The organism is Aeromonas sp. R1-1 (genome assembly GCF_040908495.1).
In the GTDB taxonomy this organism is placed as follows: domain Bacteria; phylum Pseudomonadota; class Gammaproteobacteria; order Enterobacterales; family Aeromonadaceae; genus Aeromonas; species Aeromonas veronii.
In genome coordinates this window covers 1-24,659 of record NZ_JBFODV010000042.1, presented here as the reverse complement: position 1 = coordinate 24,659, position 24,659 = coordinate 1, and the positions used below count along the sequence as shown (strand labels likewise).

Genomic DNA, 24,659 nt, shown 5'->3' with positions numbered 1-24,659 from the left:
TGGGCTTCAGCCGCCTCGGACTGGCGCTGGGAGGCATGACCGGCTACGTGGGCGGTGGCTCCCTCTATGACTTCTCGCTGCAACAGGGACAACCGGCCCTCCCCTGGCTGGTGCTGGGCACCATAGGCGTCGCCACCATGCTGCTGCTCGCCCGCTGCTTCTCCCGCCGCCCGGAGCTGGCTATCAGAGCCGCCTGACGAGCATCCTGCGGCAGCCCAATCATAGGAGCTGTCGTTCGTCCTTTCCCGCCATAATTGCGGCCAGCACTGACAGAGCGTGCCGCCACACCATGAAATACTCTTCCCAACACTTGGCAAAAGGGAGAGCCCACCATGTCACACCACCCTGTTTATCACTGGATCGCCCGCCTCTCCGGTACGCAGGTCCCTGCGGCCCCGGATGAGAAAAACCGGATCTTTCTGTTGCTGGATCCGCAGAATAGAGAGTGGTGGCTGGAAGTCGCTCCCGATGAGAGCGTGCTGCTCATCACCACTCCGATGACAGGCCAGCTGGATGCCAATCATCTGACCCCCGCCAACCTGCAACACTGGCTGAGCCTCAATAGCGAGGTCGCTCTGATGGGTGGCACCTGGCTCGGGTTGGATAGCGATATGCCAATCCTCACCCTCTACGCCCAGATTTTTCTCGCTCACTGCGATGAACCACTGCTCGACAACCTGATGGGTCAACTTGTCGGACTGGCTCATGACCTCACCCCCCGACTCTACGCAGCAGAGCTGTGAGCAAGGAGCTCATCATGAAGATCGACCACAGCGCCCCACTTGCAGCTATCGCAATGCCACCCAGCCACCAGAGCAATCCCGGCCATCGCCTGATTAACCTGTTTCGCAATCTGACCGCCCCCACCGCCGAACGGGCTGAACTGACACTTCCGCCCCCACCAGCCCTGACACCAGATAGCCAGCAGTTGCTGAACCATGAACTGCGCAAGGGGCTCTCGGGCTATCTGGCACAGCACCCCGAACAGCAAACCGCGCTGGATGAATTGCTGAGCGCTGGACAGATGCGCAATGAACTCGGCAAACCGACGCTGGCGAAAACCGATCCCATGGCCCACCTGGTCACCCTGCTCAACCAGCTAAAAAAACTGCCGGACGGCAAAACATTCATCCAGACCCTGGTCAAAGATCCCACCGGTGAGATCGGGCGCTATATCACTCTCAAGGGCGCCTTTGGCAGCAAATCCTGCCAGTTACGCAGCCAACCACTTCCATCGCGATCCTTGCGCGAACCCGAACTGCTGCAACTGGCGCAGGAGCTAAAACAGGTGCTGCAACACTATCTGGACGCCGACCCGGCCAAACGTGAGCGCCATACCGCCTATCTGCGAGACTACCTGCAACAACCCGAGATCGGCCGCTATCTTGGCTTGCTCGATACACCCAGTGGGGTACAGGTCAAGATCAACGCCCTTCCCTCCCGCAAGGAGGAGACTGCAACCCTGATAAACCGTCTGCTGGCCGGTCATGGCCGTGGTGCGCTCTATAACGCCTTCGCCCAAGCGAGCGTGCGGGAAAGCATTCTGGGTCGTCACTTCAAACTCGAAGGGATACTGGAGTTCAACTTCACTGTACGGGCCACACCGCTACCGCCAGCAGCGCTTGCCACCCCCACTGCAGCACCAAGCGATGATCTGCCCAATCCAACGATCGAACTGCAGAAGGAGGCCCAGCGAAGGCAGCAGGAGGTACAGGAACATCTCAAGCTGGAGCAGGAGATCACCCGCCAACTGGCCAATCGCCCGGCCTGTCAGGCCCTGGCAAAACTGACCAGAGCAGCCGCCAACCTGCAAGCCGAACTGGATGGCCAGCATCTGCCCCCGGCAGTTCCGATCCCGGCAACCCGTGTCGATTTGACAATCCTGGCCCGGTTATCCCTCCCCCAGGTGCGAGAGCTGGCGCAGCAGCTCAAGGAGGAAAACAACCACTACCTGCAGCAAGTCGAGGCTAACACCCTGAATCTTCCGACCCACTCAGATGCAGATCGGTTTTCCTCCCATACCCTAGATATGTTGGGAGTCACGCTCACCCAGCCCTACTTCAAGGTGCTGGACGAGGGTATTCAGGCGCTACGGCAACCAGCTACCAGCCGTACCGCCCGCTTGCTTGGCTGGTTACTGCCATCCCAGGCCAGAATGCGCCAGCTCAAGCAAGAGCAGAGCATCGGCAGATTGCACGAACTGCATCAGGTCATCTCCATGTTGCAGTTACAGGGCGGTAGCTGGCAGGGCACCGACCGTTCGGGCTGGGCCAAACAGCTGCTGGCTCGCACGCTGGAGCAAGCCATGCCCACCCCATGGCAACTGGGGCCGTTTCGGATCAAGGCAGGGCTTCACCAGTGGCAGACCAGATTGAATGATTGGGGCATTCCGACCGCCAAAGGCTGATAGCAGGCCATCACCGCAGCTAATCCTGATCCCATCCAGTGACACAGGGTTAGTCTGCTCCACCTCCCCCATACAAACATGACAGAGAAAAAAGTTGCGAGTTACAACTTTTACGCTATTTTAGTTGTCATGCACAACTAAAAAGGAACCCACGATATGGATCCCCGTCCCCTGCGCGCCCTGTCGCGCGATCTGGTTCGCGAACTCGGCATGCTCTCCCAGCAGTGCGGCAATCTGGCCCTCACCCCCATCGAGGCTCACCTGCTGATCGAGCTGGAAAACGCCCCGGCTACCAACCAGCAGCTGGCAGAAAAGCTGCACATCGACAAATCCAACGCCAGCCGTCCGCTGGCACGCCTCGCCGAGCGGGAGCTTATCAGCTGGCACCCGCACCCCTCCGACGGCCGCAGCAAGGAGGCCCGCCTCACCGTCAACGGTCAGGGGATGCTGCTGGAGTTGCACCGGGAAATGGACGGGGCGATGGAAGAGATGCTGGCGCAGTTGAGCCAGCCCGAGCGGGAGCAGCTGTGGCAAGGGCTGCGGCTCTATCGCAGCGCCCTCTCCCGCGCCCGTCGCCAGCGGGGTTACCAGATCCGCCCCATCACGGCGGCGGACAATGCCCAGATCGCCTTGGTGATCCGCGCCGTCTCGGCCGAATATGGCCTCACCGCCGACAAGGGCTATGGGGTATCCGATCCCAATCTCGACACCCTCTCCCAGAGCTATCAGGGGGAGAAGAGTCGCTACTGGGTCATCGAAGGGCCGGACGGTTCCATCCTCGGCGGTGGTGGTATCGCGCCATTGGCGGGAGAAGAGGGAGTCTGCGAGCTGCAGAAGATGTACTTTATGCCCGCCCTGCGCGGACTGGGCCTTGGCAAGCGGCTGGTGTTGCAGGCACTGGACGAGGCGCGCGCGCTTGGTTATCAGCGCTGCTATCTGGAAACGACCGAGGTCTTGCGCGAAGCCACCAGCCTCTACGAATCACTGGGCTTTGAACACCTGCCCAACCCCCTTGGCTGCACCGGCCACGGGGATTGCGAGATCTGTATGGTGCTGACACTGGGGTAGCCCCCCTCATCCCCAACCCTTCTCCCGCAAGGGGAGAAGGGGGCAAAAACACTTCCGCGATCTTTCAGGCTGACCTCTGATGGTTCCCTCTCCCTCCGGGAGAGGGCTAGGGTGAGGGCTGCTTGCGACTGGTATATGCTGAATCATTACCCCCTGCATCCCTCCTTAAACAGGCAAAACGGCACAAAACAAGAGACCCCGCCGAAGCGGGGTCTCTTTGATTATCTGCCAACAGGCAAACAAACCGTTATCAGTGCTCGCGAGTCTGGCGGAACTCCACGTCGGGGTGGCGCTCCTGTGCCAGGCGCAGGTTGACCATGGTCGGCGCGATATAGGTGAGGTTGTCACCGCCATCGAGGGCCAGGTTGACCTCGTTCTTGCGCTTGAACTCTTCGAACTTCTTGACGTCGGTCCCTTCCACCCAGCGGGCGGTGGAGACGTTGACCGCCTCGTAGATGGCCTCGACGTTGTACTCGCTCTTGAGGCGCGAAACCACCACGTCAAACTGCAGCACACCGACCGCACCAACGATGAGATCGTTGCTGATCAGCGGACGGAACACCTGCACCGCGCCCTCTTCGGAGAGCTGGACCAGCCCCTTGAGCAGCTGCTTCTGCTTGAGCGGGTCGCGCAGGCGGATACGCCGGAACAGTTCCGGTGCAAAGTTCGGGATACCGGTGAACTTGAGATCTTCACCCTGGGTGAAGGTGTCACCGATCTGGATGGTGCCGTGGTTGTGCAGACCGATGATGTCACCGGCGAAGGCGTCTTCCGCCTGCTCACGGTCACCGGCCATAAAGGTCACGGCATCGGAGATGTTCACATCCTTGCCGATACGCACATGGCGCATCTTCATGCCCTTGCTGTAAGTACCTGACACGATACGCATAAAAGCGATACGGTCACGGTGTTTCGGATCCATGTTTGCCTGGATCTTGAACACGAAGCCGGAGAACTTCTCCTCGGTCGCCACCACTTCGCGGCTCTCGGCCTTGCGTGGCATGGGAGACGGCGCCCAGTCGGTCAGGCCATCCAGCATGTGGTCGACACCGAAGTTACCCAGTGCAGTACCGAAGAAGACCGGGGTCATCTCGCCAGCGATAAAGGCATCGTGATCGAACTCGGGAGAGGCGCCCTGCACCAGCTCCAGCTCATCGCGCAGTTGCTGGGCCAGATCTTCGCCGACGGCGGCATCCAGATCCGGGTTGTTCAGCCCCTTGACCACCCGCTTCTCCTGGATGGTGTGGCCCTGACCGCTCTGATAGAGATAGGTCTCATCCTTGTAGAGGTGATAGACACCCTTGAAAGATTTGCCGCAGCCGATAGGCCAGGTGATGGGGGCGCACATGATCTTCAGCTCGCGCTCCACCTCATCCATCACTTCCATCGGATCGCGCACTTCGCGGTCCAGCTTGTTCATGAAGGTGAGGATGGGGGTATCACGCAGACGGGTGACTTCCATCAGCTTGCGGGTCCGGTCTTCAACACCCTTGGCGGCATCGATGACCATCAGGCAGCAGTCGACCGCGGTCAGGGTACGGTAGGTATCTTCAGAGAAGTCCTCGTGACCCGGGGTATCGAGCAGGTTGACCAGACAATCGGCATAGGGGAACTGCATCACCGAGGTAGTGATGGAGATACCACGCTGCTTCTCCATCTCCATCCAGTCGGATTTGGCGTGCTGGCCCGAGCCACGGCCCTTGACGGTACCGGCGCGCTGAATGGCCTGTCCGAACAGCAGGACTTTCTCGGTGATGGTGGTTTTACCCGCATCCGGGTGCGAAATGATCGCAAAAGTGCGTCTCTTGGAGACTTCACTCAGAAATTCAGCTGACATAATTCAACGTTCTTCTATTGAGCGGTGGCATCAGCCACCGTGGGAATAAATCCGGAATGCCGCTCACGGCACATGTATACGCAACGAAAGCCACGCCAGCTGGCGTGTTGCCAACCTGGTGGAGAGAGGGAGGAGGGTTGCGTTACATGGGTCTTCTCGCCTGAGTCAAAGCAAAATTGCGCGACATTATACCCGCGCGAGTGAAAAATACCCAGCCTGACAAGAGATGATAATTTGGCCGCACATCCGTTCCACAGGTTCCAACTGAACAGAAAATCAAACACTCCGAATCGAATGGCAGCATCCGGACCACGTGGACTTGGCCCCCTCCCCATGCCAGCAACAACCACTCTTGATAAATTTTCATACTTGGACTTTCCCTATCCAGCTACAAATATGTAAATCGTATCTACATAATGGAGAGGTCATTACATGAAACATTCCACCCTGCACAATCAACAGATCGTCATTATCGGTGGTACCTCGGGTCTTGGCCTGGCCACCGCCCAACAAGCGATCGAGCAAGGCGCCAAGGTCATTATCGGCGGTTCCAGCCGTGAGCAGCTTGCCACTGCACTGGCTGAACTGGGCCCAAATGCCAGTGGCCATCAACTGGATATTCTCGACGTCGACTCCGTCAATCACTTTTTCAACCAGCTGGATTCGCTGGATCATCTCGTCATTACCGCCGCTGTCATGCGACCAGGCAGCTTTCTCACCGCTGCCATCGAGGATTTGAAAATCAACATGGACAGCCGCTTCTGGGGAAGTGTTCATGCGATCCGCGCCGCAGCACCCAAACTGTCCGAACGCGGCTCCATCGTGCTCACGTCCGGGATGGTGACGCGCCGCCCACAACTGGGTAAAGCACTCCCTGCCGTTGCAGCTGGCGCGGTTGAAACGCTGGCTCACAGTCTGGTGACCGAGCTGACCCCCCGTCGGATCAACGTCATCAACCCGGGCCCCATGCGCACTCCCATGCTGCTTAAAGCGCTGGGCAATGACCCACAAAAAGTGGCAGCAGTGGCGCAAAGCCTGCCGTTGAAACGCTTGGGTGAGGGAGAGGATTATGCGCAGGCCGCGCTGTTCCTGATGAGCAACAACAACATGAATGGTGAGGTGCTTCATCTCAATGGCGGCAGCGCCTGGGCATAACGCCCTTCTGACGGTCTTCTGCGCTCGCGCTTGCCAATCTGTCATCGCAGGCAAGAACGAGCGCAGGGGACGAGCATCATCGCCGTATCAGTGTGCTCCCCAATAGCGATGACACCCTGGTGAGTGACAATACCCAGCCCGTCAATCATCTGTTTCCACCCGGTTGCGCCCCACCTCTTTCGCACGATACAAAGCATTGTCGGCACGCTGGATCAAGGCCGCCAGATCCTGATCATCGTCTCGCAGAGAGGCACACCCGATACTGATGGTTACCGGGTACGACATGCCGGGCAGCGCCCGGTTGGCGACCGTGTGGCGGATCCGCTCAGCCACCCGGCACGCCTCTTCAAGGCTGGTATCCGGCAGCAGGATCAAGAACTCCTCTCCGCCGGTACGCCCCAACTGATCCTGGTGTCGCAGCTGTCGATCTGCCGCCCGAGAGACCCATTGCAGCACCCTGTCTCCTTGATGATGTCCCAGGGTATCGTTGATCCGCTTGAAGTGATCGATATCGAACACCAGCAGACAAAATGGCGTGCCCTGCCTGCGAGCCTGCGCCAACATATCGCTGCCCTGCCGCAGCACCCGACGGCGGTTGTTGATGCCGGTCAGCTCATCGGTAAAGGCCAGACGACGCATCCGACGGTTGCGATCAAGCAGCCACCCCATCGTCAGCAGTGCCAGTACCCCGCAGAGCACCATCACCACCAGCAGCCAGAAGCGACGCTCCTTGACCTGCTCCAGCTCCTGCTGCTGCAGTTTCTGCTCGACTCGCAGTCGCTCGTTCTCCCCCTCCTGACGTGCCAGCTCGAACTCGCCGCGAACCCAGGCCGTGCTCTGTTCCCGTAACAGCTGATCGAGCCGCTGCTCCTGCACCAGATGCTCCCGCAATGCGGCGAGCGCCGCCGGATAGTCGCCTTGCAACTCGAGCGCCCGACTGCGCACCCAGTAGAGCTCGAGCAAAAAGCGCACGTGCCCTTCCACCTTCAAAATCGGCTCAATCTTCTCAAGCGCACGCAAGGCTGGCGCCGGTTCCTGCTGTTCGACTCTCAACCTCGCCCGCACCAGCTCGAGATGCGCATGGAGGATGGGGTCAACGTCGGGAGAGAGCACCTTCGCCGCTTGTGCCAGCAAGCGTCCGGCATCAGCGGGGCGATCCAGCCCGAGCAGAGCCTCGGCCTGCATCACCATGCGTTCGGCATGCTCAATCAGATATTGAGGCTGATTATAAAAGGCCGCACTGCGTTCAAGCTCGCCCAGCGCATCCTGATAACGCCCGGTCTGCAGATAGACCATCGCCAGCTGATCACTTAGCCTTGCCGAGCCAAATCCATCGTGGCTCCTGGCAAAGTGTTCACTCAACTGGTTGAGGGTGGCGAGCGCTTCGGCATAGAGGCCCATCCGGCGAAATGCTGCCGCAATCTCGAGCTGCGCCTGGTGATACCAGGTGGGCAACCCCAGCTGCTCATAGATATTGTGCGCCTTGGTGAGATCCACCAGCCCCTGGCCTGAGACCCCCTGAAAAGACAGCATGGCCCCCCGGCGGGCCAGCGCCAGCGCCTCCAGCTTTGGCACGGCGGCCTCTCTTGCCAGCCGCAGCCCCTCATCGTAATCGTGACGAGCCTTCGCTACCTCGCCGAGCAGCTGATTGAACCAGCCGCGGCAAATCGTCAGCTCCGCCACGGCGGCGTCATCACCCTGCTCGCGCGCAATGGCCAGCATCCGCTCCGCATTGGCGATGGCGGTACGGGACTCCTGCATGTCATCGGCCGATTGAGCCCAGCAAGCCAGACGACTGATCCGCATCTGCTGCGACGGCGGATAGGCGTTGCCGTCCCGCTGCAAACGGGCAACGCGCTCCCGCAACAACTCGATCGGCTGATAGACCCGCTCCATCCCTCCCAGTTCATTTTCCAACTGCTCGGGGGACAAGGGTTTGGCAGCCAGCCCGAACGCCGCCAGCAAAAACAGCGAGGCAAGTCGGCTCATACACACTCCGGATCAATGGGAAAGATCATCGGGCAAGCCGATGCCGGAAAATCATCATCTTTTGCCCTGTAACAATGGTTGTAAAGGCTATCACCCGGACAGAGAGCCCGAATGGCAGGCTAGTCACATTTTACTGCGATATCATCGTGTTGGAATAAAAGCGGGGACGCACAGCGAAAAAGAGGAGGCGGGATAACAACCAAGAGGGGTTGCCCCCTCCCGGTCACTAGTGATGCTGCCAACGCCGCAGCAGCCGGCCGCGCAGGCCGCAATCGAGCAGCCAACTGTTGTCAAATACCCGCAGCAGCGCCTGCTTGGCGTGGCGGGACATGGCGACGGCGTGAAAACGGGTCTGGCGCTGGCGATAGCGGTTCATCTGATCGAGCAGGGGATGGGGCAGGCTCTGGGCGATAAAGTCGGAGATGACCAGCACATCCGCCTTGGCAAAGGCGGGATCATCGAGCTTGGCCAGCGCCTTCTCCAGACAAGGCACCAGATCGGTACCGCCGTGAAAACTCATGGAGAGGAAGCGCTCCGCCTTGTCCAGCCCGGTATCTGCAGTAATCTCGAGGGTCGCCACCTCGGTGGAGAAGAGCATCAGGTAGCAGCCGCGCTTCTCATCCATCGCCACCTTGAGCAGCGCCAGAAACAGCGCCTTGGCACACTCCTCGGGATAACCACCCATGGATCCGGAGGTATCGACGCAGACGATAAAGGGGCCTCGCTGCTGCAACTGCTGCCCCCCCTGCTCCGGGGTGCGCAGCATGATGCGCTGACGCGGCAAGGTGCCACGTGACTGGTAGCTGAGCAGGCGCCGCTCCAGATAGCGGCGATAGAACTCCAGCTCCAGCTCGGGCAGGCCCAGCATCACCGCCTCGCTTGGCAGCAGCCGCATCAGATCGCTCGCCTGATGAATGCCCACCATATCGTCCGGCACATCGTCGCTGGGTGCTGGCTCCAACTCCAGCACCTGAACCGGCGGCACAGGTTGCTCCTGCGTCCGCCGATCCCGCTCGCTGCGCCCTAGCAGACCGGCAATCTCCGCCAGCAAAGGCTCGCGCTGCAACATGCGGGCGTATTGCTTGACCAGCACCAGACTGCGCTTGTGCCAGTGCCCCTGCGCCAGATCCCACAAACCACCGGCGGAGATCTGGTTGGGGTCAAGGGCATCGGCCAGGGTGCGGCTCGCCAGCAGCTGATCTTCAATCTCCTGACGCTGCTTCTCCCGCTCCGCTTCGGCGATCTGCTGCTGCAGTTGCAGCAGGCTCCCCACCAGACTGGCGCGCCACTTGTCGATAAAGAGCTGGCGCAGCCCCTCGGTGGGGTGAGCAGTCAGCTGACGCACCAAGGATCTGGCCTCACCGGCGAAGGGGCTGTACTGCTCCAGCGACTCCAGCAAGCCGGGCAGGCGACCAATCAGCTCGGTCATCGGCAGTTGCCGATGCGCCTGATAGAGCAGGTACTCCTGCTCCAGCGCCACCGGCACCGGCTTGTGACGGATCTCCTCACCAAGCTGCTCGCCCCAGCTCTGCAGGCGCTTTTTCAGCAGCTTGCCCTGTAGCGGGGAGCGTTTGATAAATTCGGAAATCTTGGGTGAGGCCGCCAGCAGCGCCACCACCTCTCCCGCCAGCTCACCCTCTCCCATGAGAAGGCCCAGATCCAGCATGCCGATCTCAAGCATGAGCGCTCCTTACTCGTCCAGCCTTGGCAACCGCTCGCGCCACTGGGTCAGCTCGTTGCGCAGCAGTTCGAGATCCCGGTTCAGCACAAAGAAGCTGTCTTCCACCTGCTGCAGCCAGCGCTGGGCGATAAAGAGGTGTTGCTGGTGACGTTCGAACAGGCTGCGCTGCTGTTTGAGCTCCTGCATCACCTTGCCGACCTGAACCAGCTGCTCGTCGAGCGACTGCAACCAGGGCGCCAGCACCACCTCGGGGATGGCGTTACGCTCCATCAGAACCAACGGGATCTGCTGGCGCTGGATATCGAGCACCTGCAGCCGCAGCTCATCGTCCAGCACCAGCTCGTAATGCCCCTCTTTCGGGTTGCCGAACTCATAACCCACCAGCGCCTCACCGGTGGGGCGCCAGTGGGAGAGCAGGGTGCGATCGAACACCAGGGTGCGGGTGAGCCGTTCAGGATCGCTGCCATCCAGCGGTGCCGGGGTGAGCAGATGGAAGTGCACCTGCTTGCCGAAGGGTCTGGCATTGGCAAGCGGGATCTCGATACCCCGGGCCCGCCGGCCAAACCACTGCTTGCGTTGCCGGGCCTTTGTGCACAGGCGCTGGGCCACGCTCTGTTTGAGCTGTTTGAACTGATCCCGCAACGCCAGCAGCTGACGGGTCATCGCCAGTTGCTGATAGCCGTAGAGACGGGAGAATTCGGTCATCATCTCGAGCAGAGCGGTGCGGGACTCTTCGTCATGCCAGAGACAATCCTTGAACAGCAGCAGATCTACCGGTGCGACCTCATCGCGGCCATTGAAGAAGGCGCTCGCCTTGATAAGCCGTACTGCCTTCTTCCAGCGGCGATCCGACACATAACAGCGATGGGCCAGCTGGCTGTCGAGCTGCTGGCGCAGCTGATAGATGAGCTCGAAACAGGCATCGGGCAGGCGCACCTGTTCAATCTGGCCCTGCCACTGCTCGTACTCATCCCCCCGGATCTGCACGGATTCCGGCAAGTTATGGTGGGCGTGGCCATCGCTGGCCAGCATGGATTGAAAGTTGGCTTTCTCCTGCACCCGGTCCATCCAGATCCGCACCAGCATCCGGTCGTAGAGCGCTTCCAGCCCGCTGTCCGGCGCCGGCAGCTCGTTGGAGGCAGTCACCAGCAAGCGCATCGGGATGGGGTGCTGGCTGTCGCCGTTGCGAAACTGCCGCTCGTTGATGGCGGTGAGCAGGGTGTTGAGGATGGCGGGACCTGCCTTCCAGATCTCGTCGAGGAACACCACCTCGGCCTCCGGCAGATAGCCGGTGGTGAGGCGCAGGTATTTGCCATCCTCTTTCAGCGCCTGAATGGAGAGGGGGCCAAACACCTCCTCCGGCGTACTGAAACGGGTCATCAGGTATTCAAAGTGGCGGGCGTCGTGAAAGGCCAGCTTGAGGCGGCGGGCGATCAGGCTCTTGGCAATACCGGGTGGCCCCAGCAAGAAGACACTCTCACCGCTGAGGGCCGCCAGCAGACCGAGGCGCAGGGCATCCTGCCGTTCGTAGAGCCCCTCACCGAGGGCGGCCAGCAGCCGGGGCAAGCGCTCCTGGATGGGAATAAGGCGCGCAGGATTCTGGGCTTGAGCTAAAGACGACATAGAGAGTGTTCCGAAGCTGGGATGATGTTAGCCCCAAGGCGCGATATCCATTTGCTCGACCTTGGGTTTTGTCTTGTTATGATGTTTATTCTGGTATCTCTTGCCGCACAATACCCGCCTCTGGCAGGAAAAAACGCAAAGGCAGTGCGATACCATATCGGCAGCGTGCTGCGCCCATGCATAGCCAGTGTCGTGATGGCACCATGCCCGCATGCGCCAGATGATGCGTTGCAAAGGGTGCAGCAAAAGCGGTTCGAGTGTACCCTGCGCAACACAATTTTCCCCAATGCAGATCAAGAGTGAGTCGCCTCAAATGCAAGATCCCGTTCGTCAGAGCATGTTGGCCCGCATGGGCATTCAAAGCTGGCAACTGCGTCGTCCGGCATTGCTGGGTGCAGCACCCGCTCCCGAGCTTGCGCAAGATGCCGTGCAGCCCGACCAGACAGCACCGGCCACACACGCTCCGCTGCCCAGCGGCAAACTCTGGTTGCTGGCGCCGCAGCTGCCTGCCACCACGCTGCTGGCGGATATCTGCCAGTTACTCGGCATGACTCCCGACGAGGTCTCACTGCTCAGCGAGCTGCCGTCTGCCGATCTGCAAACGGCAGTCGCCTCCCCCCTGCTCTGGTTGACGGAGGCCAACCCCGCGCGGCCTGATGCACTGATCTGCCCGCTCGCCCCCAGCGCCGCGCAAAAGCGCGCCCTATGGCAACAGCTGCGCCAACACCTTGCGGCCAACGCGGCGTGATCCTGCATCATGCCGCCAAGACCCACTGTGATGCTGCTCTTTTTACCTGATTTTACAAATGCCGCCTCTGCCAACCCCAATGCCCAATACCTTGCCATCCGGAGCCCCCATGCCTGAGTTTCGTCCCCTGCTCGAGAGCGATTTCGACCTTGTCTACCCCATCGAGCAAGCCGCTCACAAGGAGCCGTGGAGTGAGGCCAACCTGCTCTCCTGCTTCGGTCCTCGCTATCTCAACGGCTTGATGCTGGTCGATGGTCGCCCGGCGGGCTTCTATATCTCGGATCTGGTGGCCGGTGACAGCTCGCTGATGAACATCTGCGTGCATCCGGCGTTTCAGGGCAAGGGGTTGGGACGGGCGCTGTTGCAAGCCTATCTGGCGCGCAGCAAGCAAGCCGGGGCAGAGGCCTGGTTTCTCGAGGTGCGGGCCGGTAACCAGACCGCCATCAACCTCTACGAGAGCGCCGGTTTTGCCGAATATTGCCGCCGCGCCGACTACTACGGCACCGGCAACGACCGGGAAGATGCGGTGTTGATGTCGCGACTGTTCGATTTCGGCTGATCCAGCCTGTTCGTGGTACCCAAGCCTTTGGTCCCCCCTCAATCGAGGGGGGCGTTGTCCAGCGCCGGATCCTGCAAGGCCAGAGTGGTATGCACTACCGCCTCGAATCCAGCCCCGGAGAGCGGCATATAGAAGCCACGCTGCCAGGTTTTCCCCGGCATCCAGATCTGATCGATATCCACCACTATCTTGATGGGTCTGAGGGGCTGGCCCGGCTGCTGGATATAGATGCCGGGCGGCGTGGCGACTTTGGGAAAGCGGCGCAGGATCTGCTCGCTGCCATCCCCCTTGCCCGGGTTGAGCCGCACTTTCACCAACCGGGCAAGCGGGCCAGCCATCTCCTTGCTCTGCCAGAATTTCTTCTCCAGATCGCCGCAGCGGCGGCACTTGGGGGTCTCCAGCACATAGAGCAGCGGATAGCCCAACGCCAGCGCCTGTTGCTGCGCCTGCTGATACCCCTCGGCCCCCTGATACCAGGGATTGGCGGGCCCCTGTGATGACGTTCCGGCAAAGAACCAAAACGCAGCGCCCCCCACCACCATCAGCCCGACCGCGGCCAACGCCCCTTTCACCCACAGATTCATATCGTTAACCCTCTCTCTGCCTCCTAGCAGTATCGGCCAGTCTGCGCAAAGGGAGAGCTATTTGCGCTCTTTGTGATCCAAGACAAACGGCGAACACTTGTAAGCCGTAATGTTGGAGTTTAAACTCTAGCCCGATTTTTAGTGCCCTCGCGGGCGTACAACTGTAATTAAAGGATGTTTAACTGATGCCGAAGCTTCATCTGGTTCGACTGATGCGTGAACGTATTGCCCAGCTTGGCAACAAGGCTGCCCTGCGGGTTCAGCAAGATGGCCAGTGGCGCGCCATCGGCTGGCGTACTCTGGGCCAGGCCATGGACTACTGCGCACAGGCGCTGATCCGTGCCGGCCACCAGCCAACCGAAATGGTCGGCATCTATGCCCGCAACATGCCGGAGTGGACCCAGGCCGATCTCGGCATCCTTGCCGCCCGCGGCGTCAGCGTCCCTATCTACCCCACCAGCACGCTCGATCAGCTGCGCTACATCGTCAAAGATGCCGGCATCAAGGTGCTGTTCGTTGGCGAACAACCTCAGTTCGATCAGGCGCTGCAACTGATTGAAAGCGGCGAGATCCGCCAGCTCATCGCCCTCGACGGCAGCGTCAACCTGCGCGGCTGCGAGCAGGCGAGCCACTTCCAGACATTTCTGGTCTCCGGCAACCATCAGCCCAGCGAGCAGGAACTGCGAGTACGGGAAACCCAGTACCGGATGGATGATCTGCTGACCCTGATCTACACCTCCGGCACCACCGGCGAGCCCAAGGGGGTCATGCTCGACTTCAGCAACATCGCCGCCTGTTTCGAGATGCACAACAGCCGCCTCGACCTGAACGAGCAGGATGTGTCGCTCTGCATGCTGCCGCTCAGCCACGTGTTCGAGCGGGCATGGAGCTACTACGTGCTCTATTGCGGCGCCGAGAACGTCTATATCCGCGATCCGCAGAAGGTGATGGATGTGATTGGCGAGGTGCAGCCGACCGTGATGTGCGCCGTGCCGCGCCTCTACGAGAAGGCCTACGCCATGATCCAGGCCAAAGTCGCTCAGGCTCCGGCTCTGCGCCGCGCCCTGTTTGGCTGGGCGACCAAGGTCGGCAAGCAGATGGTTGCCACCCGTCAGGCGGGCAAGTCCGCCTCCCCCCTGCTCTACGGCCAGCTCTGGCTCGCCGAGCGACTGGTGTTTCGCAAGCTGCGCGCCCGTTTTGGCGGTCGTACCCGCTTCCTGCCGGTGGCGGGCGCCCGTCTGGCCGACGATGTGAACCTCTTCTTCCAGGCGATGGGGCTCAATCTCAAGTACGGCTACGGCATGACCGAGACCACCGCCACCGTCTGCTGCTACGAGGATAGCCAGTTCAAGTTGGGCTCCATCGGCACGGCACTGAACGGCATCGAGGTGAAGCTGGGTGAGAACAACGAACTGCTGGTGCGCTCCCCCACCGTAATGCGCGGCTACTACAACAAGCCGGAAGCGACCGCCGAGGTGATGACCGAGGATGGCTTCCTGCGTACTGGCGATGCCGGTGAGCTCGACAGCCAGGGCAATATCTACTTCACCGAACGTCTCAAGGAGCTGATGAAGACCTCCAACGGCAAGTACGTAGCACCGCAACTGGTGGAAGGGACCATCGGCAAGGATCGCTTTATCGAGCAGATCGCCATCGTCGCCGATGCCCGTCACTTCGTCTCGGCGCTGATCGTGCCCTGCTTCGAGTCGCTTGAGGAGTACGCCCGCTCCATCAACCTGCAGTACCAGTGCAAGACCGAGCTGCTGCGCCACTCCCGGGTGATGGAGTTCTTCGAAGCACGCATCGCCGACTTGCAAAAAGAGCTGGCCAAGTTCGAGCAGGTGAAGAAGTTCACCCTGCTGCCGAGCGCCTTCTCCATGGAGCTGGGTGAACTGACTCCCACCATGAAGCTGCGCCGCAAGATCATCGAGGCCAAGTACCAGAGTGAAATCGAGGCCATGTATAACCATGTCTGAGTACAACCACGTCTGATATCGCTCAGGTTCAGAGAAATAAAAAAGCCGCTCACTCGAGCGGCTTTTTGTTGGCACTTTGGTTGGTACGAACCCGCCTTCAGGCCGGGGTCTTACTGGTCCCGAAGTAGTCGGCCAGGAAGTCATCGAACGACAGGCTGTCGCTGCGCTCGCGTTCGCGCTGCTTGGCCAAGGAATCCTTCGCCTCACCGGCAAAGTAGGCTTCATCCCAGTACTGCAGCTCCCCTGCCAGCAGCTCCTCGCGATAGCGGGTCGCCAGCTTGTCACCGTAGCAGCCGTTGTCCTTGCCGCTCTCCAGCAGCTCCTTGAGCATGCGGGCGGAGTAGGTGAGCTCGGGGTTGAGCAGCTTCTCGCGGTGCATCGCCAGCGTCTCGCGATAGCGGTTGCGGCCGCAGCAGCGATCCAGCAAGTCGGCCACCTGAGCCAGCTCGTCGAACAGTTTGAGGCCGTACTCTTTGAGGCCAATGGCATTGCCCTGCTCATCTTCCAGCGTCAGGCCGGGACGACGCCCTTCCAGCACCACCTTGTTCTGGTTGCGGCGGTTGCGGGCAATCTCCTCGTCACTCAGCACCGGAGAGGGGCGCAGCAGGCACCAGACCAGGAACAGATCGAAGAAGCGGATCTGGTCGGCATCGATACCGAGCGGAGTGAAGGGGTTGACGTCTACGGTGCGCAGCTCGATGTATTCGATGCCGCGCTGATCCAGCGCATCCGAGGGCTTCTCGCCGCTGCGCGGGGTGCGCTTGGGGCGGATCGGGGCGTAGAGCTCGTTCTCCAGCTGCAACACGTTGTCGTTGAGCTGGCGATACTCCCCATCCACCTTGACCCCGATCTTGGCAAAGTCGGGATTGTGGGTGTTGATGGCGCGGCGCAGGCTGCTGACATAGGCCGGCAGATTGTCGTGGCTGATCTTGAGCCCAGCCTGGGCGCTGTTGGTATAGCCAAGATCGGAGAGACGCAGCGCGGTGGCGTAAGGCAGATAGAGGGTGCCCTTGCCGGTCTTCTCGAACGGCAGGTTGCTCTTGCGCCCTTTGAGGAAGGATTCGCAGATGGCCGGGGAGGCGCCGAACAGATAGGGCACCAGCCAGCCGAAGCGGTAGACGTTGCGAATAAGCCCCATGTATTTATCGGAGATAAAGCGCTGGCTGCAGCACCCTTCGCACACCAGATCCTGCCACTCGCTCCAGAAGCTGTCGGGCATGGAGAAGTTGAAGTGCACCCCAGCGATAACCTGCATCAGGCTGCCGTAACGGTTCTTCAAGCCCTGACGGTAGAGGGTCTTCATTTTGCCGATGTTGGAGCTGCCGTACTGGGCCAGCCGGATGCTCTCTTCCCCGCCGACGAAGCAGGGCATGGAGAGCGGCCAAATCCGCTCGTCACCCAGATGCTGAATCACATGGTGATGGATGTCGCCGAGCTGCTCCATCAGGCTGTCGATGGAGTCGGTGGCCGGGGTGATGAACTCCAGCAGGCTCTCCGAGTAGTCGGTGGTGATATTGGGATGGGTCAGGGCCGAGCCCAGCGCCCGGGGATGGTCACTCTGGGCGAGTCGGCCATCCGGCGTGATGCGCAGGCATTCACGTTCGATCCCGCGCCGGATCCCCTTGAGCGCGGTCAGGCGCTCCGGTGATCCCAACGCATTCAGCAACTCGGTGAGCGACAAGCTTGTTGTAGTCATATTCACGGCTCATGTGAGGCCGCCCCATCCGGGGCGGCTCTTGATTTTTATAAAGCGTCAGTTACGGCAACTGCAGCGGATAGATGGGAAGATGAAGCTCCTTCAGGGGTTTTTCAAGCTTTTGCTTGTCTCCCACCACCACGATCACCATGTCGGCCGGATTGAGCCAACGGGCGGCACTGGCCTTCAGCGCCTCGGGAGACACCGTTTTGATCAGGTTGTTCTGGGCCTGCACATAGTCCGGTTTCAGGTCATACATCACCATCTGCAGCAGGAAGCCCGCCTTCTGGCCCAAGGTCTCGTAAGAGAGGGCATCCTGCTGGGAGACCGCGCTGCGCATATAGGCCAGCTCGACCGGGGTCGGGCCGCTCTTGCGGTAGTTGTCCATCTCCTTGAGGAACTGGCGGATGGCATCGACGGTCGCATCGGCCCGCACATTGGCGCCGGTGGCGAAGGTGCCCACCTCGCGGTTGGCGGAAAAACCCGAGCTGGCGCCGTAGGTGTAGCCCTTGTCTTCCCGCAGGTTGAGGTTGATACGGCTGTTGAAGTTGCCACCCAGGTTGAAGTTCATCAGCCCGGCGGTGAAGTAATCCCCCGTGGTATCGAACGGCATAGCGCGACGACCGATGCGGATCACCGACTGGGGCGCCCCCGGCTTGTCGACCAGATAGATGCCCGGCTTGGCCTGCTCACCCTTGAGCTTGAGATCCCCCAGAGTCGGCGTGGCCCCCTTCCACTCGGTCAGGAAGCCAAGTTGCTCCTCGATCTGCTTCTGGTCCACATCACCGACCACCACCACTTTGGCGTTGGTGGGGTTGTAGTAGGCCTGATAGAAGTGCTTCACGTCCGCCAGGGTCAGCTTGGCCACATCGGCCGCTACCCCGTCGGTAGGTTGACCGAGGCGGTTCTGCTTGCCGTAGACCAGCTCGCGGAACGCCTGCCCGGCCAGCCACTCGGGCTGCTGCTGGGCCTGTTGCATCCCTTGCAGCAGCTGCGCCTTGACCCGCTCGAAGTCCGCCTCCCGCATGCCCGGACGCTCCAGTACCTCGCGCACCAGCGCCAGCGTCTGGGGCAACTTGTCTGCCAGCGAGCTGACGGTGATGAGGTTGTTGTACTGGGCGCTGGAGACATCAATGCTTGAACCCAGCTTTTGCAGCTCGTCGCTCAGCTGAGCCTCGGTCAGGCGCACCGTGCCCTGCCCCATCATGGCGGCGGTCAGATTGGCCAACCCCAGTTGCCCTTTATCTTCGGCACGAATACCACCCGGCAGGGCGATCATGATGGAGACGGCCGGGATCTCGTCACTCTTGGTACCGATGATCTCGATGTTCTTGTCGAGCTTGCCGTGCCAGATGGCGGGCACCTTGACGCTCACCGCCTCGCTCGCCTTGGGTTGCACGCTGCGATCGAAATTGTCTTTTACAGGTCGTTCGGCCAGCGCTTCGTCATGCTTGCTGTAATCCGGCAGCTCGCGCTTGGCGGGGGTAAAGTTCGGGGTGGCAACCTGCCACTCTGTCTTGCCCTTGGGCACCACGCTCAGCACCACCGCCGGCTTGCCGGCGATGAACTTGTCGTAGGCCGCCTTCACCTGCTCAGGTGTCACCTTGCCGATGGCATCCAGCGTCTTGAACACGTAGTTGGGATCCTGGGCAAACACCTGACCCATGGCGAGCTGGCTCACCTTGCCGGAGACGCTGTCCAGACCCCAGATGGCGGAGGCACGGTACTTGGCGATCGCCTTCTCCAGATCTTCCGGCTTGAGGCCGCGCTGGGCAAACTCGCCGATCACCTTGTCCACCTCCCCCTTGAGGGTCTTGAGGCTGCCATCCTGCGACGGATTGGGATAGGCGTAGACCGTCAGAGTACAGGCCAGCTCTTCGCAGTAGTGGGACGCCCCCACATCGATCGCCTTGCCGGTTTTCACCAGCGACTGGTAGAGCATGGAGCTGGCGCTGCCACCGAGCACATCGGCAAACATATCGAGTGCCGGCTCCTGCGGATCGCCAAGAGAGACGGTGGGGTAGCTGATATAGAGCAGCGGCAGGTGCACCTTGTCCTGCAGCGTCACGTAGCGGGTCTCGGGCAGGGTCACCGGCTTTGGCGTCGGCTCGGCCACGTCCGGGCCGCGCGGGATGGAGCCGAAGTACTTCTCGATCCATTCGAGGGCCTGCTTGCTGTCAAAGTCGCCGCCCAGCGTCAGGGTGGCGTTGTTGGGGCCATACCAGCGCAGGAAGAACTGCTTGAGGTCGTTCACATCGACCCGGTCGAGATCTTCCACGTAACCGATGGGCTGCCAGGAGTAGGGGTGAGTACGCGGATAGAGCGCCTCCCCCACCTTCTCGCTCACCAGCCCGTATGGCTGGTTATCGACCCGCTGGGCCCGCTCGTTCTTGACGGTGGCGCGCTGGATCTCGAACTTCTTCTGGCTCACCGCATCGAGCAGGAAGCCCATCCGATCCGCCTCCAGCCAGAGCACTTTTTCCAGCTGGTTGGCCGGCACAGTTTCGTAGTAGTTGGTGCGATCCTTGTTGGTGGTGCCGTTCATGTCGCCACCGGCCTCGTTGATGATCCGCATGTGCTCCTGATCACCGACGTGCTTCGAACCCTGGAACATCATGTGCTCGAAGAAGTGGGCGAAACCGGACTTGCCGACCGTCTCGCGGGATGAACCGACGTGATAGGTCACATCGAGGTGCACCAGCGGATCTGAGCGGTCGGGGGCCAGGATCACGGTCAGGCCGTTGTCCAGCTTGTACATCAGGTAGGGGATGGCGAGCTTGCCCTCCTCCTTGCCCTGTTCGGCGATCAGGGTCGGTGCCGCCAGCACCGGCAGGGTGAAGCCCAGCAGAATCGTTAAAGGTATGACTTTGTTCACGGTAACCTCGTGAGTGACAAAAACAGGCTAGAAAATGTGACTGGCCAGCAGAAAAACCAGGGCATAACGGAACAATTTGCCGAGCCCGATCAGAATGAGAGAGCGCCAGAAGGAGAGGCGCAGCCAACCGGCCAACAGACAGAGACCATCACCGACCACCGGCGTCCAGGCAAGCAGCAGACACCAGTGACCATGTTGTTTGAGCCAGCCTAAGGCTTTTTGTTCCCCACGGCCTTGAAAATCTTCCGGTTTTTTCTTGAAGGTGGCGAGCCAGCCGAGCCACCAGGTGGTCATGGAGCCGAGGGTATTGCCCAGCGTCGCCCACAGTAGCAGGCTAGCCATGCTCCACTCCCCCTTGGCCGCCATGGCCCCCAGCAGCACTTCGGAGCTGCCGGGCAACAGGGTGGCTGAGGTAAAGGCGCTTAAAAAGAGCCACCCCAGCCCCATCTCGGTAATGCCATTCATCCGGGCAGGCCATCGGCCGCAGGCATCCGCAGCAGCAGCTTGCCGCGCACATGGCCCCCTTCGATGGCCTGATGGGCCAGCGCCCCCTCGGCCAGGGGGAATTCACCGGCGAGGGTGACCTTCACCTCCCCCTGACGCAGCAGCATCAACATCTGACCCAGCTGCTTCTGGTCAGGGTGAACCAGCATGCCGACCACCTCGATACCCGCCGCTGCACCCACATCCTTGATTAGCTGGGCGGTGATGGTGGGCACCGTCACCAGACGGCCACCCGGCTTGACGCAGGCGAGCGCCGCCTTGCCGCTCTCGCCGCCCACCAGATCCAGCACCAGATCGACCTGACCGGCCTCTGCCACCACAGCTGCTGGCCAGTTCACATCGTGGTAATCCACCATCCAGCGCGCCCCCAGAGCGTGCAGGAAGCCATGGTTGTCGGGGCTGGCGGTGGCCACCACCTCGGCGCCATAAGCGCTGGCAAACTGCACCGCCAGATGGCCGACGCCACCAGCACCGGCAAGGATCAACACCCGCTGGCCGTTCTGGAGGGCGCCGTGCTCAAACAGCCCCTGCCAGGCGGTGAGACCGGCCAGCGGCAGCGCCGCCCCCTGCTGAAGGCTCACCCCGTCGAGCTTGACCAGCTCGCTCTCGCTTGCCACCACAGACTCCCCGTAGCCACCGGCGGTGAGGGGAAAACCGACCATACCGCACACCCGATCCCCTTCGACCAGCGAGGTCACACCGGGGCCCAGCTTCTCCACCACGCCGGAGACGTCATAGCCCGGCGTCCAGGGCAGCTTGTCCCTGTTCTGGGCCGCCGCCCAGCCGAGGCCAGCACGGGTCTTGGCATCAATGGGATTGACCCCCGCAAAGCAGATGCGCACCCGCACTTCGCCATCGGCAGGCACCTTATCGAGGGAAGGGTTGAGCTTGAGTACCGAGGGGTCACCGAATGCGGTAATCTGTAGTTGCGTCATTGCACAATCCATCCTGTTGATTGATCAAGGGTCAACAGAATAACAGTGAGGACACCATGGCTCGAATGTTTCTTATTCCTCTGTTGCTGGCGCTGGGGTGGTTGGCATTTTTGCTCTACTTCCGCATTCCCCTCAAAAAGGGGGCCAAGGGGTTTTACTGGATCATCGGCATCGGTGGCGGACTGGCCGCCTTCCTCAGCCTGATGATGGTGCTGACTCACTGAGTGCCACAGCCACTCGATAACGAAAAAGGCCACCGCGTTCCGGTGGCCTTCTCATTATCCGGCTTGCTGCTCCAGCGCCGGATTGAGGTAGTAGTGGCGATTGCTCCCCTGCCCCAGCACCCCTTGCGACAGCAGATGGTGGAACACCCGATCCACCTCCTCCAGCGAGAGTGATAGCGCCTGTGCCACCGAGCGCTTGCTGCACTTGAGCTCACCGCTCACCAGCGCACCGCGCACCTGCGCCAGCACTTCGGGGGCGGGCTCTGGGGGCATGATGGGCTCGGGCTGGGCTGCCATCGCTGCCTGCGCCTCTCTGCGAGCTTGATCCTGCTGCCAGCGCCACATCCGGCGAAAGCGGTTCTCCTCGCCGATCAGACTGACGAAAAAGGCACCGAACACGTCGAGCAGCACCGAGAGGAAGCAGACCAGCAGGAACTGCACCTGACTGATGCTCATCCCCACTCCGTCCGCCAGACTGCTCATCAGCCCCAACATGGAGGATTGTTCGTTGACCGGCTTGGCATCGCGCTGCTGACGCAGCTCATCCTGCTGCAAGCGCAGCTTGGTATTGGCGTGCTGCAACGAGGAGACGCCACTGGAGATGCGCTCCAGCTCGATGTATTTGCGGGCCGCCTCCTCGTTGAGCTGGATCTGCCGCTCGATGCTGGCGATCTGCTCGTCGAAACGGGCAAGCTCCCGCTCGTGGCGCGCCTGCTGGCTCAGTACCGTATTGGTGGCGCTGTTGATGCCACCAATACTGCCGCCGATGGAGATGGCCGCCAGCACGCTGTAGAACAACAGCGACCAGAAAGCGCCACTCAAATCCCGCCGCGCCTTGCGCTCGCCGTACTCGTACCAGACATAAAACTTGCCCAGCTCGAAGATGATGGCCAAGCCGCCGAACAGCCACTTCATCAGCGGGTTGTCATCGATGGAGAGGAACAGCAGCAGGGAGAAGATAATGGAGGCCAGAATAGCCAACCCGGTGAAACTGTATACCGTCGTCAGAGCAAACCACCCCTTGGGGTAGCGCAGTGTGGAGGAGTCCTGTGTGGTCATGATGAAGGGGTGTGCTGTGCAGGAAAAGTTGGCTGCCGATTATAGTCGCCAGACTCGCACAGAGAAGGGCAAATGACTGAATTCCTTCAGATTGGCAACCAGCTGCCCAGAGTGCGACCAAAACGGACAAATCGGCAGCAGAAAAGCGATACAATTCCTCCCTGACTTGATCATGTGGTGAGATGAGGTGCGATTCCGCCCGGGTTCAGCCCAGATCCGTACACTCATCCACCGTTGCAATTATCCGAGGCCATCATGAACAGTACGACCACCTTGCTACTCTCCCTTCTTCTGGTTACCGGCGGCGCCGCTGCGACACAGCAATATCCAGAGAGCGGTGGCACCGAATTTTCCGTCGATGAGCTTAAATTCAATCTGGACTGGGATGACAAACAGTTCGGCTGGACCCAGAACGACTGCCTCACTCTGGATATCGGGGAGACCTCCTCCGTCGACTGCAAGGCGGTCAAATTCAATCTGGAAGATGAAGAGAATCGCAACCAGCCACCGAAAACCAACCAGGTCCCTGCCAACTCGCAGAGCGACCAGTAACAACAGGAGTACCCTTGCGATGACCCAAGCTAAACACAACCCCGTTATCCGGCGCGGCGCCCTGCTGCTCTCCCTGCTGATGGCGCACGGCATCGCGGTTGCGGCACCGCCAAGCAAAAATAGCGATGGCATCAAGATCTCCGGTGATGACATCAAGATCAATCTCGACTGGGATGACAAGGAGTACGACTGGTGGCAGGACAACTGTCTGGATCTTGGCATTGGCGACAGCCGGATCAAACTCAACTGCGACAAGATGGATGGCAAGTACCGGGATCACTACAACCGCAGTATCCACAGCGGCAATAACCCCGGGCAAGGTCACGACAAACAGAAGGATAAAAACAAGGGTAACGGCAAGAAGAACTGAACTCCCTCTCCTGATGCAGCAGGGGCCTGGCGCCCCTGTGCTGATTGTTTTACCAATAATTCTCCGCACTGATATTGCCCGGCGCCCGCCGCAGATTCTTGGCCAACCCCTGCGCCAGCAAGGTCTGCTGGGTCTCTTTCACCATCTCCGGATTACCGCAGATCAGCACTTGGCTCAGCTCGGGTGAGAACTCCAACCCCACTCTAGCCTGCAACTGACCATTGGCAATCGCCGCCGGGATCCGCCCTGCCATTGCATCGGGCCAGGGCTCGCGGCTGACAAAGGGGACATAGCGAAAGCGCTCGCCATATTGCTCGGCAAAGCTGGCGATCAAATCCTGATAGCTCAGCTCTTCGCCTTTGCGCACCCCGTGCACCAGCACCAGATTCTCGAAACGGTTGAAGGCCTCGCCATCGGCCAGCATGGAGAGGAAGGGGCCGATGGCAGTGCCGGTCGAGAGCAGCCAGAGATCGCGCCCGGCGGGCACCTCATCCAGCGTCAGAAAGCCGGTCGCCTGGGATTGCACCAGCAATGTATCGCCTGCTTGCAGCGAGCCGAGCGAGGGAGTCAGCTCACCGCTCGGGATCTCGACCAGATAGAACTCGTGGTATGGCGCAGAGGGGGGATTGACGAAGGAGTAGGCGCGCTGAATGCGGCGATCGCCCTGCTCGAGGGCCAGCTTGGTGAATTGGCCTGCCTTGTAGGGGACCAGCTCGGCCGCTACCCGCAGGGAGAACAGGGTGGGTGTCCATTCGATGCGTTCGATGACGCGACCTTCTACCCAAGCCATAGGGATCTCCTCCAGTGGAACAGACCT

General features: G+C 60.7%; 21 protein-coding genes and 1 pseudogene. 11 read left to right on the top strand and 11 right to left on the bottom strand.

Features of this window, described 5'->3' with window-relative positions; genetic code table 11:
• The 4 genes and pseudogenes from AB5Y92_RS02050 to AB5Y92_RS02035 form a co-directional block, all read left to right on the top strand.
• A pseudogene (locus tag AB5Y92_RS02050) lies at positions 1 to 197 on the top strand (multidrug transporter MdtH); the annotation flags it as partial.
• 135 nt (positions 198 to 332) lie between these two features.
• Entirely contained in the window at positions 333 to 743 is a 411-nt protein-coding gene (locus tag AB5Y92_RS02045) for a type III secretion system chaperone (RefSeq protein ID WP_164537693.1), read from the top strand.
• A 14-nt stretch (positions 744 to 757) separates the two neighbouring features.
• Entirely contained in the window at positions 758 to 2,407 is a 1,650-nt protein-coding gene (locus AB5Y92_RS02040; RefSeq protein ID WP_368225363.1) for a hypothetical protein, read from the top strand.
• A gap of 156 nt (positions 2,408 to 2,563) precedes the next feature.
• Positions 2,564 to 3,475, top strand: coding sequence for a bifunctional helix-turn-helix transcriptional regulator/GNAT family N-acetyltransferase (locus AB5Y92_RS02035; RefSeq protein WP_164537695.1), 912 nt, complete (start codon positions 2,564 to 2,566; stop codon positions 3,473 to 3,475).
• Between the two features lie 250 nt (positions 3,476 to 3,725).
• Here the strand turns inward: AB5Y92_RS02035 and prfC are convergent, their stop codons facing one another.
• On the bottom strand, positions 3,726 to 5,315 hold the full coding sequence (prfC, locus tag AB5Y92_RS02030; RefSeq protein ID WP_085942998.1) for a peptide chain release factor 3: 1,590 nt from the start codon (positions 5,313 to 5,315) through the stop codon (positions 3,726 to 3,728).
• 429 nt (positions 5,316 to 5,744) lie between these two features.
• Between prfC and AB5Y92_RS02025 the strand changes: the two genes are divergently transcribed.
• The gene (locus tag AB5Y92_RS02025; RefSeq protein WP_108541512.1) at positions 5,745 to 6,467 is read left to right on the top strand and encodes an SDR family oxidoreductase; all 723 of its coding nucleotides are present in this window, start codon (positions 5,745 to 5,747) and stop codon (positions 6,465 to 6,467) included.
• Positions 6,468 to 6,608: 141 nt separating this feature from the next.
• Here AB5Y92_RS02025 and AB5Y92_RS02020 read toward each other — a convergent pair whose 3' ends face one another.
• From AB5Y92_RS02020 to AB5Y92_RS02010, 3 genes are all read right to left on the bottom strand, one after another.
• Positions 6,609 to 8,456, bottom strand: a complete 1,848-nt coding sequence (locus AB5Y92_RS02020; protein ID WP_368225360.1) for a diguanylate cyclase — start codon at positions 8,454 to 8,456, stop codon at positions 6,609 to 6,611.
• A gap of 226 nt (positions 8,457 to 8,682) precedes the next feature.
• On the bottom strand, positions 8,683 to 10,137 hold the full coding sequence (gene viaA, locus AB5Y92_RS02015) for an ATPase RavA stimulator ViaA (protein ID WP_368225358.1): 1,455 nt from the start codon (positions 10,135 to 10,137) through the stop codon (positions 8,683 to 8,685).
• A 9-nt stretch (positions 10,138 to 10,146) separates the two neighbouring features.
• The gene (locus AB5Y92_RS02010; RefSeq protein WP_368225356.1) at positions 10,147 to 11,760 is read right to left on the bottom strand and encodes an ATPase RavA domain-containing protein; all 1,614 of its coding nucleotides are present in this window, start codon (positions 11,758 to 11,760) and stop codon (positions 10,147 to 10,149) included.
• Between the two features lie 313 nt (positions 11,761 to 12,073).
• Between AB5Y92_RS02010 and AB5Y92_RS02005 the strand changes: the two genes are divergently transcribed.
• Positions 12,074 to 12,508 (top strand): DNA polymerase III subunit psi, encoded by a 435-nt coding sequence (locus AB5Y92_RS02005; RefSeq protein WP_164537699.1) that lies wholly within the window; start codon positions 12,074 to 12,076, stop codon positions 12,506 to 12,508.
• A gap of 109 nt (positions 12,509 to 12,617) precedes the next feature.
• Entirely contained in the window at positions 12,618 to 13,067 is a 450-nt protein-coding gene (gene rimI / locus AB5Y92_RS02000; protein WP_005340505.1) for a ribosomal protein S18-alanine N-acetyltransferase, read from the top strand.
• A gap of 38 nt (positions 13,068 to 13,105) precedes the next feature.
• Here rimI and AB5Y92_RS01995 read toward each other — a convergent pair whose 3' ends face one another.
• A complete protein-coding gene (locus tag AB5Y92_RS01995) occupies positions 13,106 to 13,651 on the bottom strand; it encodes a hypothetical protein (RefSeq protein ID WP_005340504.1) in 546 nt (181 codons plus the stop codon).
• 185 nt (positions 13,652 to 13,836) lie between these two features.
• Here AB5Y92_RS01995 and AB5Y92_RS01990 point away from each other — a divergent pair, with 185 nt between their 5' ends.
• Positions 13,837 to 15,627, top strand: coding sequence for a long-chain fatty acid--CoA ligase (locus AB5Y92_RS01990; protein WP_368225354.1), 1,791 nt, complete (start codon positions 13,837 to 13,839; stop codon positions 15,625 to 15,627).
• A 97-nt stretch (positions 15,628 to 15,724) separates the two neighbouring features.
• On the opposite strand, the gene gshA is transcribed toward AB5Y92_RS01990, so the two are convergent.
• From gshA to AB5Y92_RS01970, 4 genes are all read right to left on the bottom strand, one after another.
• Positions 15,725 to 17,323 (bottom strand): glutamate--cysteine ligase, encoded by a 1,599-nt coding sequence (gene gshA / locus AB5Y92_RS01985; RefSeq protein WP_064338786.1) that lies wholly within the window; start codon positions 17,321 to 17,323, stop codon positions 15,725 to 15,727.
• Positions 17,324 to 17,384: 61 nt separating this feature from the next.
• Positions 17,385 to 20,198 carry a M16 family metallopeptidase gene (locus AB5Y92_RS01980; RefSeq protein ID WP_368225352.1) on the bottom strand — a complete coding sequence of 938 codons (2,814 nt, stop codon included), beginning with the start codon at positions 20,196 to 20,198 and terminating at the stop codon, positions 17,385 to 17,387.
• Positions 20,199 to 20,225: 27 nt separating this feature from the next.
• Positions 20,226 to 20,663, bottom strand: coding sequence for a YqaA family protein (locus tag AB5Y92_RS01975; RefSeq protein ID WP_005340498.1), 438 nt, complete (start codon positions 20,661 to 20,663; stop codon positions 20,226 to 20,228).
• Positions 20,660 to 21,637: an NADP-dependent oxidoreductase gene (locus AB5Y92_RS01970; protein ID WP_368225350.1), complete on the bottom strand. Its 978-nt coding sequence runs from the start codon at positions 21,635 to 21,637 to the stop codon at positions 20,660 to 20,662. Before AB5Y92_RS01970 ends, AB5Y92_RS01975 begins: the two co-directional genes overlap by 4 nt.
• A gap of 56 nt (positions 21,638 to 21,693) precedes the next feature.
• Here AB5Y92_RS01970 and AB5Y92_RS01965 point away from each other — a divergent pair, with 56 nt between their 5' ends.
• Positions 21,694 to 21,861 (top strand): hypothetical protein, encoded by a 168-nt coding sequence (locus tag AB5Y92_RS01965; protein ID WP_162511886.1) that lies wholly within the window; start codon positions 21,694 to 21,696, stop codon positions 21,859 to 21,861.
• Positions 21,862 to 21,915: 54 nt separating this feature from the next.
• On the opposite strand, the gene AB5Y92_RS01960 is transcribed toward AB5Y92_RS01965, so the two are convergent.
• Entirely contained in the window at positions 21,916 to 22,920 is a 1,005-nt protein-coding gene (locus AB5Y92_RS01960; RefSeq protein ID WP_368225348.1) for a Preprotein translocase subunit SecY, read from the bottom strand.
• Between the two features lie 255 nt (positions 22,921 to 23,175).
• Between AB5Y92_RS01960 and AB5Y92_RS01955 the strand changes: the two genes are divergently transcribed.
• Together AB5Y92_RS01955 and AB5Y92_RS01950 are read left to right on the top strand one after the other, a co-directional pair.
• On the top strand, positions 23,176 to 23,472 hold the full coding sequence (locus AB5Y92_RS01955; protein WP_040067567.1) for a hypothetical protein: 297 nt from the start codon (positions 23,176 to 23,178) through the stop codon (positions 23,470 to 23,472).
• Positions 23,473 to 23,491: 19 nt separating this feature from the next.
• Positions 23,492 to 23,842, top strand: coding sequence for a hypothetical protein (locus AB5Y92_RS01950; RefSeq protein ID WP_042053367.1), 351 nt, complete (start codon positions 23,492 to 23,494; stop codon positions 23,840 to 23,842).
• 49 nt (positions 23,843 to 23,891) lie between these two features.
• On the opposite strand, the gene AB5Y92_RS01945 is transcribed toward AB5Y92_RS01950, so the two are convergent.
• Positions 23,892 to 24,632: a ferredoxin--NADP reductase gene (locus AB5Y92_RS01945; protein ID WP_335833610.1), complete on the bottom strand. Its 741-nt coding sequence runs from the start codon at positions 24,630 to 24,632 to the stop codon at positions 23,892 to 23,894.
• Between the last annotated feature and the right edge of the window lie 27 nt (positions 24,633 to 24,659).